Below are 14,857 nucleotides of genomic sequence, written 5' to 3'. Positions count from 1 at the left end.
GTGGCCCGTCTCATGGGGGATCCCACATGCACGCCATCCGTCTGCACACCTTCGGCCCGGCCGAGAACCTCACCCACGAGGAGCTCGACGACCCCGTACCGGGACCCGGCCAGGTCCGGATCGCCGTAGCCGCGGCGGGCGTCCACCTGCTCGACACGGCCCTGCGCCAGGGCATCCAGGGCCCGGCGCCCGAGCCGCCGACGCTGCCCACGATCCCCGGCCGTGAGGTCGCCGGAGTCGTCGAGTCCCTCGGTGAGGGCGTCGCGCGGCTCTGGCTCGGCAAGCGCGTCGTCGCCCACCTCGGGTTCGCCCCGGGCGGCTACGCCGAGCTCGCCGTCACGGACGTCGACCGCGTCCACGAGATCCCGGAGAACCTCGACTTCGCGGAGGCCGTCGCCATGATCGGCACGGGGCGTACGGCGATGGGGATCCTGCAGTTCGCCGAGCTCGGCCCGGACGCGGTGGCCCTGGTCCCGGCGGCGGCGGGCGGCATCGGCACCCTGCTCGTGCAGTACGCGAAGAACGCCGGTGCCGTCGTCGTGGGGCTGGCCGGGGGACCGGAGAAGGCGGCCCGGGTACGGGACAACGGCGCCGATCTCGCCGTCGACTACACGGACCCGGAGTGGCCCGGGAAGGTCCGCGCCTTCCTGGGCGGCCGGGGTGCCACGGTCGTCTTCGACGGCGTCGGCGGCGAAGTGGCCCGCGAATGCGTCGCCCTGCTCGCGGCGGGCGGCAGGCACCTCGTCTTCGGCTGGTCCGGACAGGGGCTGCACGACGGTGAGCCCTACCTGGTCGACGGCGTCTCCGAGAACGTCCTCGGCCCGGCGATGATGCGCCGGGCCGGCGGCCCCACCCCCGTGCAGACCCTCGAACTGCGCGCCCTCGCCGAGGCCGCCGCGGGCCGCCTCACCCCGGCCGTGCAGCGCTTCCCGCTGGCTGAGGCGGCAGCCGCGCACCGCGCCCTCGAAACCCGTGCGACCACCGGAAAGGTGGTGCTGGAGCCGTGACCGGCCAAAACACTCCCCAGATGCGATACGCCCCGAATCATGGCCTTCTGGCCGGCTGACCGTCACCCGAACGGGTGAACACGCCCGGGACGTCGACCCCCGCCGCTGTGGGGTCTGGTGAACATCGCGCTCCCCTCCGCCCAGGAAGACCTCGGGATATCCGACGGCAACCGTCTGGGGGCAAGGACCGCACCCGCGCCGGCCTCCACAAACGAGGGGAGGGGCCCCACCGGACCGCGGAGCCCCTCCCCCACCCACCGCCCCGGCGGTGGGCATGTCAGTGCCGCCCGGCCACCCGGTCCGCCGCCCGGGCCAACCGCGACGACTCCCCCGCGCCGCTCAGCCGCTCCCGCCGGTCGGCGGCCCGGTAGGTGGCGTACAGGCCCTGCACACCGAGCCACCGCAGCGGCTCCGGCTCCCACTTGCGGACCTTGTGCCCGACCCAGGGCAGGTCGATCAGTTCGGTCTGCAGGCCCTGTCCCGAGTCCAATTGGACGAGATCGCGGAGCGTGCGCGCGGCGAGGTTGGCCGTGGCCACGCCCGAGCCGACGTAGCCGCCCGCCCAGCCGATCCCCGTCGACCGGTCCAGGGTGACGGTGGCGCACCAGTCGCGCGGTACGCCCAGTACGCCCGACCAGGCGTGCTCGACGCGCACCCCGGCCAGTGCCGGGAAGAACCCGACCAGGATCTCCCGCAGGGCCTCGATGGTCTCGGGCTGCGTCCGGCCGTCGTTGTCGGTGCGCGAGCCGAAGCGGTACGGCACCCCGCGCCCGCCCAGCGCGATCCGCCCGTCGGCCGTGCGCTGCGCGTACATGTAGGCGTGCGCCATGTCGCCGAGCGTCTCCAGGCCCGCCCAGCCCACCGACTCCCACTGTTCCTGCGACAGCGGCTCGGTGGCGATCATCGACGAGTTCATCGGCAGCCAGGTCCGCCGCTGGCCCTTGAGACCCGCCGTGAAGCCCTCGGTGCAGCGCAGGACGTAGGGCGCGCGGACGGTGCCGTACGGGGTGACCGCGTGCTTGGGCCGGATCTCCGTGACCGGCGTCAGCTCGTGGATCGTCACGCCCAGCGCCTCGACGGCCGCCGCGAGCCCCTTGACCAGCTTGACGGGGTGCAGGCGCGCACCGTGCGGCGTCCACGTCGACCCGACGGCGTCGGCCACCCGGATCCGCTCGGCGGTCTCGCGGGCGCCGTACAGCTCGCGGTCCTTCTCGCCGTACGACAGCTCGTGCGCGTGGAACTCCTTCAACCGCGCCAACTGGGCGGGTGTACGGGCGACTTCGAGCACCCCGCCCTTGTGGATGCCGGCGTCGATGCCCTCTTCCGCCGCGGCCCGTACGACCTCGTCGACGGTGTCGTTCATGGCGCGCTGCAGCCGTACGGCGGCCTCGTGGCCGTGCAGCTTCGCGTACCGGTCGCGGCCCGCGATGCCGTTGTACAGCCAGCCACCGTTGCGTCCGGAGGCGCCGTAGCCGCAGAACTTCTGTTCCAGGACGGTGATCCGCAGGAAGGGCACGGCCTTCTTGAGGTAGTACGCCGTCCACAGTCCCGTGTACCCGCCGCCCACGATGACCACGTCCGCGGAGGTGTCCCCCGCGAGCGGCTCCCGCACCGAGGGGAGGCCGTCGTGCGCGTACCAGAACGAGATGGCGCCGTTCACGGCACCGTTGACCGAGCTGCTCATGGGAGGACGTTAATTCGCATGAGCCGATTCCGGCAGCCCAGTAGGGTCGCAAAGTGATCGACATTCCGCAGGAGCTCGCCGCATCACAGCAGGAGTACAACGGGGAGGCGGGCCGCGCCTTCATCGCCGGGCTCCCGGACCTGACGGCCGGGTTCCTCGACCGCTGGGAGCTGACGGTCGACGGAGGGCCGATGCACGGGGTCAGCGCCCTGGTCCTGCCCGTGACCCGCCGGGACGGCATCCCGGCCGTGCTGAAGCTGCAACTCCTCGACGAGGAGAGCGAGGGCGAGCCGGTCGCCCTGCGCCTGTGGGACGGCGACGGGGCGGTACGCCTCCTCGACCACGACGAGCCCACCGGCACCATGCTCCTCGAACGCCTCGACTCGTCCGGCATGCTCGCGCACCAACCGGACATCCACGAATCGGTCCAGGTCATCGCCCGCCTGCTGGCCCACCTCACGTCCCTCACCGCACCCGCCGGCATGCGCCGCCTCGGCGACATCGCGCAGGACATGCTGGAGCAGACGCCCGGTGCGCTGAAGCACATCCCGGACCCAGAGGCCCGCCGTATCGTCGCCGACTGCGCAGCCGCCGTACGCGAAGTCGTCGACGAACCCGGCGACCGTCTCCTGCACTGGGACCTCCATGACGAGAACGTCCTCGCCTCCGCACGCGCCCCCTGGCTCGCCATCGACCCCAAACCCCTCGCCGGCGACCCCGGCTTCGAACTGTGGCCCGCCCTCGCCAACCGCTTCGACGCCGACGACATCCGCTGGCGCTTCGACGCCATGACCGACGTCCTCGGCCTGGACCGCGCACGCGCGCGTGCGTGGACGTACGGCCGCCTCCTCCAGAACTGCCTCTGGGACATCGAGGACGGCCGCCCGCTGGACGAGGAGCAACTGGAGATCGCCAGAAGGCTGCGCCCGCCGCGCGGCTGACCGACCGCGGCCCTCAGCTCACCCAAGCGGCGGACGCTGCCACCGCTTTCAGTTCCTGGGCGACCGCGTCACCGATCATCTCGGCGTCACCGGCGCGCAGGTGGCTGACGACGGTGAGGGTGTAGGCGTCGGCGGTGTGCACGAGGCAGAGGTTCGCCGTACCGGGTGGGGACAGCTGCGGCAGGGGAACGATGCGGGCCAGCGGGCGGCCGTGCAGGCGGCTGGGGTTGTCACGCCACTTGAACGCGGTGCACAGGCTCGTGGTGAGCTCGGGGCGGGCCAGCCGCTCCGCCATCACCCCGGCCAGCCACGGCACCGTCCGTGCGGCGCCCTTCAGCGCGGGAAGGAACGCGCGGTGGGCGTCGCAGCGGCGGTCGAACCCGGCGACCTCGTCCTGGCATGCCTGCAGCCGGGCCACCGGGGACTCGACGTCGACGGGCAGCGGCATGCGCAGCGCGGTGACGCCGTTGCCGAGTTGGCCCGCGTTCTGGCGGGTCCGCAGGTCGACCGGCACCGTGGCGTAGAGGGAGTCGGTGCCTTCGGCCAGGTCCGCAGGGGCCCGTAGCAGGCGTGGAGGGCACCGGCGTACGCGCTCAGCAGCAGCTCGTTGAGCGTCGCCCCGCGCCCGCCGGCCGGCTGACGTCGGGCGGCCCGCATCACCTGCGGGTCGAGCTCGACCACGGCCACCGAGGGCCGCAGTTCCGGCGTCGCGGGCAGGGGCTGGCCGGGGAACCCGATGCGCCGCAACTCCCGGTACACGCTGCCGGCACCGACGCGCGACCGCTGCCGCACGACCGCGGCGGGGTCCGCTCCGGCCGGGACGCCGGGCCGCGGGGTCACGGCCTCGTCCATCAGCAGCCGGAACAGCGTCTCCAGGGATCTGCCGTCCAGCAGCGCGTGATGGGCGAGCAGCACGATGCACTGCCGCGTGACCAGCAGCCGCCACAGGGGCCGTTCGGCCGGCAACAGGTCACTGACGCCGTCGGTGAGCAGGGACCGCAGGTCCTGGTCGGTGGCGGTGACGTGCGCGACGGGATCGAACGGCCGGGCCGTCCGCCACCGATGGCCCGACAGCGCGGCCGGTCCGCCGGGGCGCCGGAGCACCAGGCTCATCCGGTCCAGCCCGCCCCACCGGTCGCGGACCCGGGACCGCACCCGCGCCAGGTCGAACGGCGCACCGGGGAACACCGCGGCGATACCGATCGTCCCCGGCATCCCGTTGCGCAGGTGCCCTTCCTCGACGGCGGTCAGCCGCATGCTCCACAACCTCTCGTGCTCTCGTGATCAACCGCGGGGTGAGTCGAACACGACACAGGCGTTGTGACCGCCGAAGGCGAAGCTGTTGCTGAGCACCGGCCCGTCCAGGATCTTGCGCGGTTCACCGGTGACCACGTCCAGTTCGCACCGGGGATCCAGCCGCGTCAGATGGGCGGTCGGAGGCGCGAGCCCCTCCCGCACGGACCAGGCCGTGATCACGGCCTCCAGCGCTCCCGCCAGCCCGAGCCCGTGCCCGGTCACGGCCTTGGGCGCGGTGACCGGCACCGCACGCGGGCCGAACAGGGCCGCGATGGCCTGCGCTTCCGCGAGGTCGTTCAGCTCGGTTCCGGTGCCGTGCGCGTTGACGTGGGTAACGGCGTCGGCCGTCGTACCGGCGTCGGCGAGGGCCTGCTCCATGCACGCCCGGGCCCCAGCACCGTCGGGGTGCGGTGCCGTGAGGTGGTGGGCGTCGGAGGTACGTCCGTAGCCGGTCAGCGTGGCGTAGATCCGCGCACCCCGCGCGCGGGCGAGGTCCAGCCGCTCCAGCACCAGGAACGCGGCCCCTTCGGCGAGGACGAACCCACGCCGCCCGATGTCGAACGGCCGTGACGCGGAAGCGGGATCCTCGCACTCGGTGACCATCGCACCGGCCCGCCCGAAGGCCAGCGCCGTCGTGGGCGTCAGCGGGCTGTCATGGCCCCCCGCCACCACCACGTCCGCGCATCCCGCCCGGATCATCTGCATCGCCTCACCCACCGCATGCGTGCCCGAGGCACAGGCGGTGGAGATCGTCAGGCTGGGCCCGGTGATACGGAGGCGGGCACTGACCCAGTACGCACCCGCGTTGTTCATCAGCCGGGGCGCGTAGAGCACATCGGGATGGCCGATGCCGTTCTCCTGGCTGATCACCCCGCCGTACCCGGTACCGGTGACCACCGCCCGCCGCCCGGCACCGACGTGCAGTCCGCCGGCGTCCTCCACGGCGTCCACGGCCGCGCACACCGCCATCTGCACCGACCGGTCGGCCCGCCGTACCTCCTTGGGCGCGAGATAGCCGGTGGGGTCGAAGTCGGTCATCGGACACGCGGGGTAGCGCACTGCGCCCTCGTCGTCGAACGTGTGCAGCCGCGTCGCCGAGCGGCACTGCACGAGGCTCTCCCAGAGCGCCGCGGGGCTCGCTCCGGCACCGCAGCGAACTCCCAGGCCGGTGACAGCGACCGCGGGTCGGCCGGTCATCGGGCGAGGGTGTTGCGGGCGTCAGGGGTACGCATCCGCACGATGAGGTCGGCGACATCACCCACGGTGGACACCGCGGCCTTGTCGGTCCCCCTCAGGGACACCCCGAACAACTCCTCCGACGCCGCCTCCAGTTCGGTGATGTCCAGGCTGTCGGCTCCCAGATCGGCGACCAGCCGGGCCTGCGGGACCACCGCCTCCGGCGGCACCGACATCACCCGCGCGCACAGCGGGCGCAGCGCCTCCCATACGTCGCCGCGTTCCGCTGCGCCGCCGTGTTCCGCTTCCATGCAACTGCCTCCATCTCCTGGTGCCGTCAGGGCACTGACGGCGTCGCCATCCGGGCCCATGTCTCGAACTCCGTGACGACCGCCTCCGCGAGCCGTCCCGCGTCGTTCGGGCCCAGGTTGCACACCACGGTGAGCGTGAACGCGTCCCCCGCCTGGGCCAAGGTCAGGCTGACGGTGCCCGGGTACTGCAGGGGCGGCAGCCCGACCGTGCGCACCAGCCGGCGGCCCTGGAAGGTGCTCGATCCGCCGGGCCACTTCATGGCCGTGGTCGCGGTCGCCGCGAAGCAGGAGTGCCGGCTGCGGCCGGCCAGAAACCTGGTGACCCAGGAGCCCGTCCGACGAACCGCTTCGGCGGCGGGGAACAGCACGTTCGCGTGCACGGCGGCCCGCTCGGGGACGGTGGCCATCGCGGCCTGACACGCCCGCAGCCGCGCCACGGGACCGTCCACGTCGACGGGCAGCGGAACCCGGACCACCGTGAGGGTGTTCCCGAGTTCCCCTGTGTTCGCGCGACTGCGCAGGTCACACGGTACGGCCGTGTAGACGGGCTCGTCCCGCTGCCGCCACCGCCGCACCGGACCGTACTGCGCGCGCAGCGCCCCTGCCACGGCGCCCACCAGCAGCTCGTTCAGCGTCGCACCAGGGCCGTCGGCCGGTTGCCGGCGTGCGGAGCGGACCGTGTGCGCGGGCAGTTCCGTCACCGCGACCGAGGAGCACGCCTGCCCCGGCGGCCGCAGCGGCAGGGCCTGCCCCGCGGCCGTCATCGTCCTGAGCTCGCGGCCCGCCGCCGGCAGCCCGGTCCGCGCGAGGGGCACCGACCGGGCCGCCTCCCGTGCCGTCACGGGGCCGTCCATCAACGACCGCATCAGCGTCGCCAGGGAACGCCCGTCCAGCAGCGCGTGCTGGGCCACGAGGGCCAGGGCGAAGTCACCGCCGTGCGTCGCGTCCGGAACGACGAAGAGCCGCCAGGGCGGCACCCCGCCGGCGAGCGGCCGGTCCACACTCTCCGCCCACAGGTCGTCCAGCTTGTGCCGCGCCACGGCGACGTGCACGACGGGATCGAACGGCCCCGGTACGACCCACCGCACACGCGCTGACCGCCCGGGCCGCCCGAACAGCCCCTGCCGTGCCATCCCGCCATCGTCCTTCGGACCCTCGAGCACGCAGTTCATCCGCTCCATGCCCGCCCACCGCTCGGCGACGAGGGCCCGCACCTGATCCACGTCGGGTCGCTCGCCGGAGAGGACCGCCGCCAGGCCGATGACACCCGGACACCCGTTGAACAGCAGCATCTCGTCGGCATAGGACAGTCTCATGCGGTCTCTCCGGCTCGCAGTCCAAACGCCCGCCCCGTGATGGAGCGGGCGTCGAACCGAATACTTCCTACGGTCTACTTGAGCGCTCCGCTGTTGCAGCCCATGTCCGAGCCGAGGTGGCTGGGCTGCGCGCCCGGGGAGCCTTCGCCGTTGAGGGCGTTGCCCAGCGCGCCGTTGATGAGACCGAGGCTGCCGAGGACGTCGATGTTCATGTCGTGCGAGCGGCACTCGATGCCCTGCGTGATGTCGACGTCGTGAGCCCGCCCCTCACCGTGGGCGACGGCGGTGCCGACACCGAAGGAGCCGACACTGCCGAGGACGGCGCCCATGAGGGCGACCTTCTGAAGCTTGCGCATTTCTTCTCCGTTGGTCGAGCGGATGTGGGGTGCAGCGAAACGCTGTGGAACGGTGGAGACTTACGGAACGGCTGTCAGCCGAGCCGGGGCAGACCCAGCTGGCCCACCGGAGGGGCCGCGACCTGGCCGAGGCCGAGCCCGGGCACCTGCGGCGCGCTGGCCGGCGAGATCAGCGGGTTGATGAGCGGGTTCACCTCAGGGTTCACCTGCGGGTTCACCTGCGGTGCGACCTTCGGCGCGGGCTCCGGGTTGAAGACCTGCGGCGCGGAGACCTGCGGGGCGACCTGCGGCATCACCTGCGGCGCCGTCTGCGGGGTGACCTGCGGCACGACCTGCGGAACGGACGGCTGGGAAGCGGCCGGCGCCGAGGAGTGCGGCGAGCCGGAGGCCTGCGCGAAGCCGCCCGAGGTGGCCGAGGCGGAGGCGTAACCGGTCTGCTGCTGCGGGGCCGGGGCGGGCGCGGGGGCCGGAGGCGCGTAGTGGGGTGCCGGCTGCGGACGCGTGACCTGGGCGGTGCCCGTCGACCTGGTCACCGCCGTCGCCTGCGGAGCACTCTGCTGGGGCGCGTACTGCGGAGCCGGCGCCGGGGCGTACTGGGGCGCCGCGTACTGCGGGGCGGGCGCCGGGGCGTACTGAGGTGCCTGGTACTGAGGAGCGGGCGCCGGAGCGTACTGGGGCGCCGCGTACTGGGGAGGAGGCGCCGGAGCGTACTGAGGCGCCTGATGCTCAGGAGCGGGCGCCGGAGCACCGCTGTACCCGACGGGATAGTCGGCGGCCTCGCTGACGCCGGCGCCGATGGCGGTCAGACCGCCGGCCGCTGCTACGACGAGCGCGGCCTTGTGAAGCTTGCGCATGGAACCCTCGGCCCTTCATTACCTGTACAGGGAAATCCGTTGTATTCAGTGCAGTCATGCGTGCGCTCAGTCTGATATTCGTACTGCGCCCTTACAGGGGTAATGCCTGAGCTGTCATGTGGACTTCACGCTGGAGCAGGCAGCAGATCCCCTTGCCTCATCTCTGATTCCAGATAGCTGCCCTCTCCCAGCTGGCAACGACTTTTCTCCGGCCAGGTCACGGGATCCGGATTTCCGTCACTCCATTGCCATCGATCCGATAAAAGGCTCTGCGGCTTGTCGACGAATAACACCCTCCGGCAAACGGGTGACCACGCCCCGACTCACGTGACCGGCCCGGCATTTGGCTCGTTCCCCCCACAGGGTCAGAGCGATGGTCCATCGCAGTCGCATTTCCATACGTTCCATGCACAGGTCAATGAAGGGCCGGGGTTCCATGCGCAAGCTTCATCAGGTCGCGCTCGTCGTAGCAGCAGCCAGTGGTCTGTCGGCCATCGGAGTCGCGCCCAGCGTCGCCGGCGACGTACCCCTCGGGTACGGCGGTGCTCCGGCACCCGTTGGACAGCCGGACACCCAGGCCGCCTCGTGGACCCGCTCGCAGGCGTCCGCGCAGTCCTCCAACTCGCCGACCGCGCACCGGCAGGCGGCCCCGGCTCCGCAGCGAGGCGCCGAAGTCAGCCCGCAGGTCAACCCCCAACTGAGCCCGAAGATCAGCCCGCAGGTCAACCAGCAGCCCACGGCGGCGCCGGCCGGCCCGCTGGAGCAGGCCAACCTCTTCCGCCCGTACCAGGAGTGCAGCCCGCAGTCCGTGCTCAACGCGGCCGTCCCGGTCGCCGTCCTCGCGGCCGCCGAGACCCGCGGCGTCGACTGCGACCAGGCCAACAGCCAGGCGAACTCCTTCGCCCACGCCCAGTCGCGCTAGGGCGCGCGGCTCAGGGGTTCAACGAGCCGCTGCGACCTGCACCTTCACCTCACGCCACGGTTGACGATGCGACTTCCGGGTGCTTCTGCCACGAGATCAAGAGCCCCGGCGTGCCTCCGGGACATAACGGGATACTTCGTATTAATCTTCCGTAACTGTACGAAGTCGATCTCCTACAGATCGCACCCACCTCACTCCACCGGAGATGACATGCACAAGCTTCGCAAGGCTGCCGTCGTGGCCGTTGCCATCGGCACCGTCGGACTCCTGGGCGCCGGCACGGCCACCGCCGACGGCCACGGCGGCAAGGACGGGGGCAAGTTCAGCGTCCTGCAGAGCTCCAACTGCAAGTCGCACGACCTGAACGTCGACGTCCTCGGCCAGGTCGGCGTGCTCAACGGCCTGCTGGGCAGCGCGCTCAACGGCGAGGGCGACCCGGGCGCGCAGGACACCCACCTGGGCTCGTCGATGGGCTGCAACAACAGCGCCTTCTGATCCAGGCACTGACGGTCGCCTAGTCGACCGGAGCGGGAACAGGTCCCGGTACCGAGCCTCAGGCCCGGTGCCGGGACTCTTTCTTGTGTCACACATATGCGCCCTGATTCGCCTTGATTCCTTACAACAATATGAATTTCCTATCCATCGGCCAAGATGGTGAGACTTTCCCTGATTCGGCGTGCCGCCGAATTCTCCAAAATATTTCCTATTAGCCTCCGTAACTGTTCGAAGTCGATCTCGCCAGGGATCGCACCCACTTCACTCCACCGGAGATGGATATGCACAAGCTCCACAAGGCCGCCGTCCTGGTCGCCGCTCTCGGGAGCATCGGACTCCTGGGCGCCGGCGTCGCCCACGCCGACGGAGGCGGCTGGGGCCAGAAGGACAAGGGCACGGGCTCGAGCTTCAGCGTCCTGCAGAGCAGCAACTGCAAGTCGCACGACGCCAACGTGGACATCCTCGGCCAGGTCGGCATCGCGAACGGCCTGGGCGGCAACCTGCTGAACGGCGAGGGCAACCCCGGCTCGCAGGAGACCGGCCTGGGCTCGTCCATGGGCTGCAGCAACACCGTCGGCGGCAAGTGACGTAGAGCCGCACGCTTCCCCCCGGTGCCCCGGCCCCAAGCCGGGGCACCGGTCTTTTGCCGACCGGGCAACAGCCCCGGAAAGAACGAAATGCCGGACCGGGATCCCGCCCGGTCCGGCATCTTCCGCTCGCGCCGCGAAAGCGCCTCAGAAGGTGAATTTGGGGAGCTTGACACCCTTGGGCAGCTCCGCCCGGTTATTGCATTCCACGACCGGGCCGCTCGTCGTGGACCCGTCCTCCGTCATGCGGCCCTCAGGCAGCGTGAAGCGCGGGCGCTCCGTCGTCGAGCAGTCGTGCTTCTGCTGGACGACATAGCCGTCGCGCTTGTCCTTGCGGACGACCTCGCTCTTCTTGACGCAGACGATGTCCCCCTGCGCGGTGATCGTGCAGGCACCCTTGGGGTCTTCGTCGGCGTACGCCGGCGCGGCACCGCTGTAGATCACGGCGAGAGCCCCGAGGAGCCCCGAGACGGTTGCGATCTTCTGTCGACCGATCATGTACGGCGTTCCTTTGCAAGGAGAAGGTCGAATACGGAAACTGCTGCAGCCCGGACGCGCACCCTGATGGGTCTGCCGCGCGTCCGGGCTGCATTTGCTAAGGGTGTTGTCCAGCACACCGTCGAAAACAGCTCGATCCGGTCCAGGAGCTGGGGGTGCGGATCGCGCGATATGCATAACGGTGTTCCGACGGATTTCGATGCGCCCGTCGTGACGCTTCGAGGCGATGCCCTAAGGGGCCGACTGCGGCTCGGAGTTGGGAGCCACCCGCCCCGCGGTGGTCACGACGACATTCGCAGTGCCCTGAAACTTGCGCACCGAACCCTCGGCATTTCCCTACTGAGCGGCGTACGGAGCGGAGTACTCGCCGTAGCCGTACTCCGGCGCGGCGGCCTTGGGAGCGGCCTCCGGCGCAACCGCCGGGGCAGCCTCCGGAGCGGCCTGCGGGGCAGCGTGCGCCTTGTCGGCCGGAGCGCCCCACGTGGCAACCGCGTTGGCCGTCGAGGTGGCCACCGCGGAGACGATCTGACCGTCAAAGCCGTCGCCCTCGTGAGCGAAGGCACTGCCGGCGGCACCGAAGGCGGACAGTCCTGCGACCGCTGCGGCTACGACCGCAACGCGCTGAAACCTGCGCATAGTTTGACCCTTTCTTCCCGGGCACGAAGCCCTGGTTGACTACTTAATGTGAGCATATACAAACAAACCGTAGCAATTTGGGACCTTTAACCCTTCCTTGTGTCGTGTCGGCATACGAAACGGCGGATGGCCGGACCGGGTTGACCCGGTCCGGCCATCCGCCGTCGGAAGCTCAGCCCAGGATGCGGGAAAGCAGCGGGCTCGCGTCGTTCGTGTCACTGGTGTCGGAGGCCGGCGTGGGCGCCATTTCGGCGCAGGTGATGTGGGGGCCGATCCGCGTCTGCCCGTTGGACAGAAGTCCGGGAGTGGGCAGGGTCAAGGGCTGGGTGGGCTGGCAGTTCACCGACCGGCGGACGATGAACCCGTCACCCTCGGGGGTCTGACCCTGGACCTGCTGGGTACAGATGATGTTGCCCTGGGGGTCGAGCGAGCAGACGCCCGGGCCCGCCGCGTGAGCCTGGCCGGCACCGAGACAGGCCATGGCGAGGCCACCGAGAAGCCCGGTGACAGCCGCGATCTTCTTTCCGTTGAACATGTGTTGCGTCTCCTTTTGCGGGGGGTGCCCGAGCGCAATACACCGCGAACCGGCCGCGCCGTGCCCTCGGGAAATCGGAGATACGGGCCACCGCGTCCGGTCCATGTCCAGGACGTTCGGGGCCGTTTCGCTTACGAAGTGAAGGACCGACCAGAGGGTGACTGGTCCTCGGGGGACCAACCGCTCATCGGTGCGCCGGAGTTCAGGACAGCAGCGAACGCATACGGGCCCACGGAGCGGCCTCGCGCTCCGGGCAGCCGCACATGAACGGGCCCCTTCGGGGGTGACCCCGAAGGGGCCCGCGGAAGGCGTCGCGCACGACTAAGCCGCCGACCTCAGCCAGTGAAGGCGTTGTTGAACTGGCCGCAAGTGGTGTCGAAGGTCTCGGACAGACCGAGTACCGCGACCGGAATGGAGGCCTCGCCAACCGTCTGCGGGCTGCACTCCTGGTAGGGGCGGTAGAGGTCGGACACGCTCGGCCCGCTCTCGTACGCGACACCGGTACCGGCACCGATGGCGGACAGCCCGCCGGCCGCCGCCGCAACGATCATGACCTGGTGAAGCTTGCGCATGGAACCCTCGGTTTTCATTACATGTACATTGAGGCTGATTGCCTACTGTGACTGAACGAACACTAGCAGTAGCGATGCTATTCCACTTTGAGCATGTCCCGTGTCCCAGCGGGGACATGAGGGTGTTCGAAGGTGCATTCGCGGACCGGCGAAGTCGCTCGGCGGGCGAATGAAATGAGGGGATGAAAAACGAACCGCGGGGCGGTGTCATCGACACCGCCCCGCTGATTGAGCCCCCTGTCGGATTCGAACCGACGACCTGCTGTTTACAAGACAGCCGCTCTGGACCAACTGAGCTAAGGAGGCCTGCGCGCGCTGTCGCGCACGCGCCCGAGCAGTGTACCCAGGTTCCGAGTGGGCCCTGTCGAAAATTTCCGCGAAGTTCACATGCCCCCGGGTACTGACAGATCAGGCGAACGCCAGGTACCGTCCAGAGCCAGTCCGCACATGTGGACTAAACCAACCACCTTCCTACAACGGATCGTCCGGCACGTTCCTGCCGGTAGAAGGGGGCCCATTCATCATGGCCACTGTCTCGTTCGACAAGGCGACCCGGACCTACCCGGGTACCGAGAAGCCCGCTGTTGACGCGCTCGACATCGAGATCGAGGACGGGGAGTTCCTCGTTCTGGTCGGCCCGTCCGGCTGCGGCAAGTCCACCTCGCTCCGGATGCTCGCGGGGCTCGAGGACGTGAACGCCGGCGCCATCCGGATCGGTGACCGCGACGTCACGCACCTGCCGCCGAAGGACCGGGACATCGCCATGGTGTTCCAGAACTACGCGCTGTACCCGCACATGACCGTCGCCGACAACATGGGCTTCGCGCTCAAGATCGCCGGCGTGCCGAAGACGGAGATCCGCCAGAAGGTCGAGGACGCGGCGAAGATCCTCGACCTCACCGAGTACCTCGGCCGCAAGCCGAAGGCGCTCTCCGGCGGTCAGCGCCAGCGTGTCGCGATGGGCCGCGCCATCGTGCGTGAGCCGCAGGTCTTCCTCATGGACGAGCCGCTGTCCAACCTGGACGCCAAGCTCCGTGTGTCCACCCGTACGCAGATCGCGTCGCTGCAGCGCCGCCTCGGCATCACCACCGTCTACGTCACCCACGACCAGGTCGAGGCCATGACGATGGGTGACCGCGTGGCGGTCCTCAAGGACGGTCTGCTCCAGCAGGTCGACACCCCGCGCAACATGTACGACCGCCCGGCCAACCTCTTCGTCGCCGGCTTCATCGGCTCCCCGGCCATGAACCTGGTCGAGGTCCCGATCACCGACGGCGGCGTGAAGTTCGGCAACTCGGTGGTGCCGGTCGACCGCGACGCGCTGTCCGCCGCCACCGACAAGACCGTCACCGTCGGTGTCCGTCCCGAACACTTCGACGTGGCCGGCGCCGACTCGGACCAGGGCCTCGCGGTCACCGTGAACGTCGTCGAGGAGCTCGGCGCCGACGCGTACGTCTACGGCACCGCCAAGGTCGGCGGCGACGGCTCCCAGGACCTCGTCGTCCGTGTCAGCGGCCGTGACGTCCCGGAGAAGGGCAGCACGCTGCACGTCGTCCCGCGGGCCGGCGAGAGCCACGTGTTCGCGACCTCCACGGGCGCGCGGCTCTCCGACTGAGAGAACGCCGACCGCCGGACGTAAAGGCAGCACAACCCCGGGTAATTCACCCAGGT

General features: G+C 70.3%; 18 protein-coding genes and 1 tRNA gene. 6 read left to right on the top strand and 13 right to left on the bottom strand.

The features are described from left to right. The first annotated feature begins 26 nt into the window (after positions 1–26). Positions 27–1,007 (top strand): zinc-binding dehydrogenase, encoded by a 981-nt coding sequence (locus tag OHO27_RS22895; RefSeq protein ID WP_328426797.1) that lies wholly within the window; start codon positions 27–29, stop codon positions 1,005–1,007. 277 nt (positions 1,008–1,284) lie between these two features. Here OHO27_RS22895 and OHO27_RS22890 read toward each other — a convergent pair whose 3' ends face one another. Then, positions 1,285–2,691: an NAD(P)/FAD-dependent oxidoreductase gene (locus OHO27_RS22890; RefSeq protein ID WP_328426795.1), complete on the bottom strand. Its 1,407-nt coding sequence runs from the start codon at positions 2,689–2,691 to the stop codon at positions 1,285–1,287. 53 nt (positions 2,692–2,744) lie between these two features. Between OHO27_RS22890 and OHO27_RS22885 the strand changes: the two genes are divergently transcribed. After that, on the top strand, positions 2,745–3,632 hold the full coding sequence (locus OHO27_RS22885; protein WP_328426793.1) for an aminoglycoside phosphotransferase family protein: 888 nt from the start codon (positions 2,745–2,747) through the stop codon (positions 3,630–3,632). A gap of 13 nt (positions 3,633–3,645) precedes the next feature. On the opposite strand, the gene OHO27_RS22880 is transcribed toward OHO27_RS22885, so the two are convergent. From OHO27_RS22880 to OHO27_RS22850, 7 genes are all read right to left on the bottom strand, one after another. Beyond that, the gene (locus OHO27_RS22880) at positions 3,646–3,948 is read right to left on the bottom strand and encodes a hypothetical protein (RefSeq protein WP_328426791.1); all 303 of its coding nucleotides are present in this window, start codon (positions 3,946–3,948) and stop codon (positions 3,646–3,648) included. Positions 3,949–3,965: 17 nt separating this feature from the next. Beyond that, on the bottom strand, positions 3,966–4,889 hold the full coding sequence (locus OHO27_RS22875) for a wax ester/triacylglycerol synthase domain-containing protein (RefSeq protein ID WP_328426789.1): 924 nt from the start codon (positions 4,887–4,889) through the stop codon (positions 3,966–3,968). Between the two features lie 27 nt (positions 4,890–4,916). Continuing rightward, a complete protein-coding gene (locus tag OHO27_RS22870) occupies positions 4,917–6,125 on the bottom strand; it encodes a beta-ketoacyl-[acyl-carrier-protein] synthase family protein (protein WP_328426787.1) in 1,209 nt (402 codons plus the stop codon). After that, positions 6,122–6,415 carry an acyl carrier protein gene (locus tag OHO27_RS22865; RefSeq protein ID WP_328426786.1) on the bottom strand — a complete coding sequence of 98 codons (294 nt, stop codon included), beginning with the start codon at positions 6,413–6,415 and terminating at the stop codon, positions 6,122–6,124. The genes OHO27_RS22870 and OHO27_RS22865 overlap by 4 nt, the downstream gene beginning before the upstream one ends. Before the next feature lie 26 nt (positions 6,416–6,441). Further along, positions 6,442–7,731 (bottom strand): wax ester/triacylglycerol synthase domain-containing protein, encoded by a 1,290-nt coding sequence (locus OHO27_RS22860; protein WP_328426785.1) that lies wholly within the window; start codon positions 7,729–7,731, stop codon positions 6,442–6,444. A gap of 74 nt (positions 7,732–7,805) precedes the next feature. Next, positions 7,806–8,087: a hypothetical protein gene (locus OHO27_RS22855; protein WP_328426784.1), complete on the bottom strand. Its 282-nt coding sequence runs from the start codon at positions 8,085–8,087 to the stop codon at positions 7,806–7,808. Positions 8,088–8,161: 74 nt separating this feature from the next. Next, positions 8,162–8,941, bottom strand: coding sequence for a hypothetical protein (locus OHO27_RS22850; protein WP_328426783.1), 780 nt, complete (start codon positions 8,939–8,941; stop codon positions 8,162–8,164). Positions 8,942–9,377: 436 nt separating this feature from the next. Between OHO27_RS22850 and OHO27_RS22845 the strand changes: the two genes are divergently transcribed. The 3 genes from OHO27_RS22845 (at position 9,378) to OHO27_RS22835 (ending at position 10,945) form a co-directional block, all read left to right on the top strand. Continuing rightward, the gene (locus OHO27_RS22845; protein WP_328426781.1) at positions 9,378–9,863 is read left to right on the top strand and encodes a hypothetical protein; all 486 of its coding nucleotides are present in this window, start codon (positions 9,378–9,380) and stop codon (positions 9,861–9,863) included. 210 nt (positions 9,864–10,073) lie between these two features. After that, positions 10,074–10,358 (top strand): hypothetical protein, encoded by a 285-nt coding sequence (locus OHO27_RS22840; protein ID WP_328426779.1) that lies wholly within the window; start codon positions 10,074–10,076, stop codon positions 10,356–10,358. Positions 10,359–10,639: 281 nt separating this feature from the next. Further along, positions 10,640–10,945, top strand: a complete 306-nt coding sequence (locus OHO27_RS22835) for a hypothetical protein (RefSeq protein WP_328426777.1) — start codon at positions 10,640–10,642, stop codon at positions 10,943–10,945. A gap of 147 nt (positions 10,946–11,092) precedes the next feature. On the opposite strand, the gene OHO27_RS22830 is transcribed toward OHO27_RS22835, so the two are convergent. The 5 genes from OHO27_RS22830 to OHO27_RS22810 all read right to left on the bottom strand — a co-directional run bounded on the left by OHO27_RS22830 (position 11,093) and on the right by OHO27_RS22810 (position 13,492). Next, entirely contained in the window at positions 11,093–11,443 is a 351-nt protein-coding gene (locus OHO27_RS22830; protein WP_328426776.1) for a hypothetical protein, read from the bottom strand. 336 nt (positions 11,444–11,779) lie between these two features. After that, positions 11,780–12,079, bottom strand: coding sequence for a hypothetical protein (locus OHO27_RS22825; protein ID WP_328426775.1), 300 nt, complete (start codon positions 12,077–12,079; stop codon positions 11,780–11,782). A 172-nt stretch (positions 12,080–12,251) separates the two neighbouring features. Beyond that, a complete protein-coding gene (locus OHO27_RS22820) occupies positions 12,252–12,614 on the bottom strand; it encodes a hypothetical protein (RefSeq protein WP_328426774.1) in 363 nt (120 codons plus the stop codon). Between the two features lie 335 nt (positions 12,615–12,949). Then, the gene (locus OHO27_RS22815) at positions 12,950–13,186 is read right to left on the bottom strand and encodes a hypothetical protein (protein WP_328426772.1); all 237 of its coding nucleotides are present in this window, start codon (positions 13,184–13,186) and stop codon (positions 12,950–12,952) included. Between the two features lie 231 nt (positions 13,187–13,417). After that, positions 13,418–13,492: transfer RNA gene (locus OHO27_RS22810), tRNA-Thr, on the bottom strand. Positions 13,493–13,709: 217 nt separating this feature from the next. Between OHO27_RS22810 and OHO27_RS22805 the strand changes: the two genes are divergently transcribed. After that, positions 13,710–14,801, top strand: a complete 1,092-nt coding sequence (locus OHO27_RS22805) for an ABC transporter ATP-binding protein (protein WP_328426770.1) — start codon at positions 13,710–13,712, stop codon at positions 14,799–14,801. Positions 14,802–14,857: the final 56 nt, after the last annotated feature.

Source organism: Streptomyces sp. NBC_00443, from assembly GCF_036014175.1.
In the GTDB taxonomy this organism is placed as follows: domain Bacteria; phylum Actinomycetota; class Actinomycetes; order Streptomycetales; family Streptomycetaceae; genus Streptomyces.
Note: the sequence above shows the minus strand (reverse complement) of the source record. Positions and strands in the feature narration are given on the sequence as shown.

Bases quoted from the DNA above. Each gene is read 5' to 3' on its own strand.
- OHO27_RS22860 (WP_328426785.1), bottom strand. From the start codon at position 7,731: ATGAGACTGTCCTATGCCGACGAGATGCTGCTGTTCAACGGGTGTCCG.
- OHO27_RS22805 (WP_328426770.1), top strand. From the start codon at position 13,710: ATGGCCACTGTCTCGTTCGACAAGGCGACCCGGACCTACCCGGGTACC.
- OHO27_RS22855 (WP_328426784.1), bottom strand. From the start codon at position 8,087: ATGCGCAAGCTTCAGAAGGTCGCCCTCATGGGCGCCGTCCTCGGCAGT.
- OHO27_RS22875 (WP_328426789.1), bottom strand. From the start codon at position 4,889: ATGCGGCTGACCGCCGTCGAGGAAGGGCACCTGCGCAACGGGATGCCG.
- OHO27_RS22815 (WP_328426772.1), bottom strand. From the start codon at position 13,186: ATGCGCAAGCTTCACCAGGTCATGATCGTTGCGGCGGCGGCCGGCGGG.
- OHO27_RS22830 (WP_328426776.1), bottom strand. From the start codon at position 11,443: ATGATCGGTCGACAGAAGATCGCAACCGTCTCGGGGCTCCTCGGGGCT.
- OHO27_RS22870 (WP_328426787.1), bottom strand. From the start codon at position 6,125: ATGACCGGCCGACCCGCGGTCGCTGTCACCGGCCTGGGAGTTCGCTGC.
- OHO27_RS22850 (WP_328426783.1), bottom strand. From the start codon at position 8,941: ATGCGCAAGCTTCACAAGGCCGCGCTCGTCGTAGCAGCGGCCGGCGGT.
- OHO27_RS22820 (WP_328426774.1), bottom strand. From the start codon at position 12,614: ATGTTCAACGGAAAGAAGATCGCGGCTGTCACCGGGCTTCTCGGTGGC.
- OHO27_RS22835 (WP_328426777.1), top strand. From the start codon at position 10,640: ATGCACAAGCTCCACAAGGCCGCCGTCCTGGTCGCCGCTCTCGGGAGC.
- OHO27_RS22840 (WP_328426779.1), top strand. From the start codon at position 10,074: ATGCACAAGCTTCGCAAGGCTGCCGTCGTGGCCGTTGCCATCGGCACC.
- OHO27_RS22895 (WP_328426797.1), top strand. From the start codon at position 27: ATGCACGCCATCCGTCTGCACACCTTCGGCCCGGCCGAGAACCTCACC.
- OHO27_RS22890 (WP_328426795.1), bottom strand. From the start codon at position 2,691: ATGAGCAGCTCGGTCAACGGTGCCGTGAACGGCGCCATCTCGTTCTGG.
- OHO27_RS22865 (WP_328426786.1), bottom strand. From the start codon at position 6,415: ATGGAAGCGGAACACGGCGGCGCAGCGGAACGCGGCGACGTATGGGAG.
- OHO27_RS22845 (WP_328426781.1), top strand. From the start codon at position 9,378: ATGCGCAAGCTTCATCAGGTCGCGCTCGTCGTAGCAGCAGCCAGTGGT.
- OHO27_RS22825 (WP_328426775.1), bottom strand. From the start codon at position 12,079: ATGCGCAGGTTTCAGCGCGTTGCGGTCGTAGCCGCAGCGGTCGCAGGA.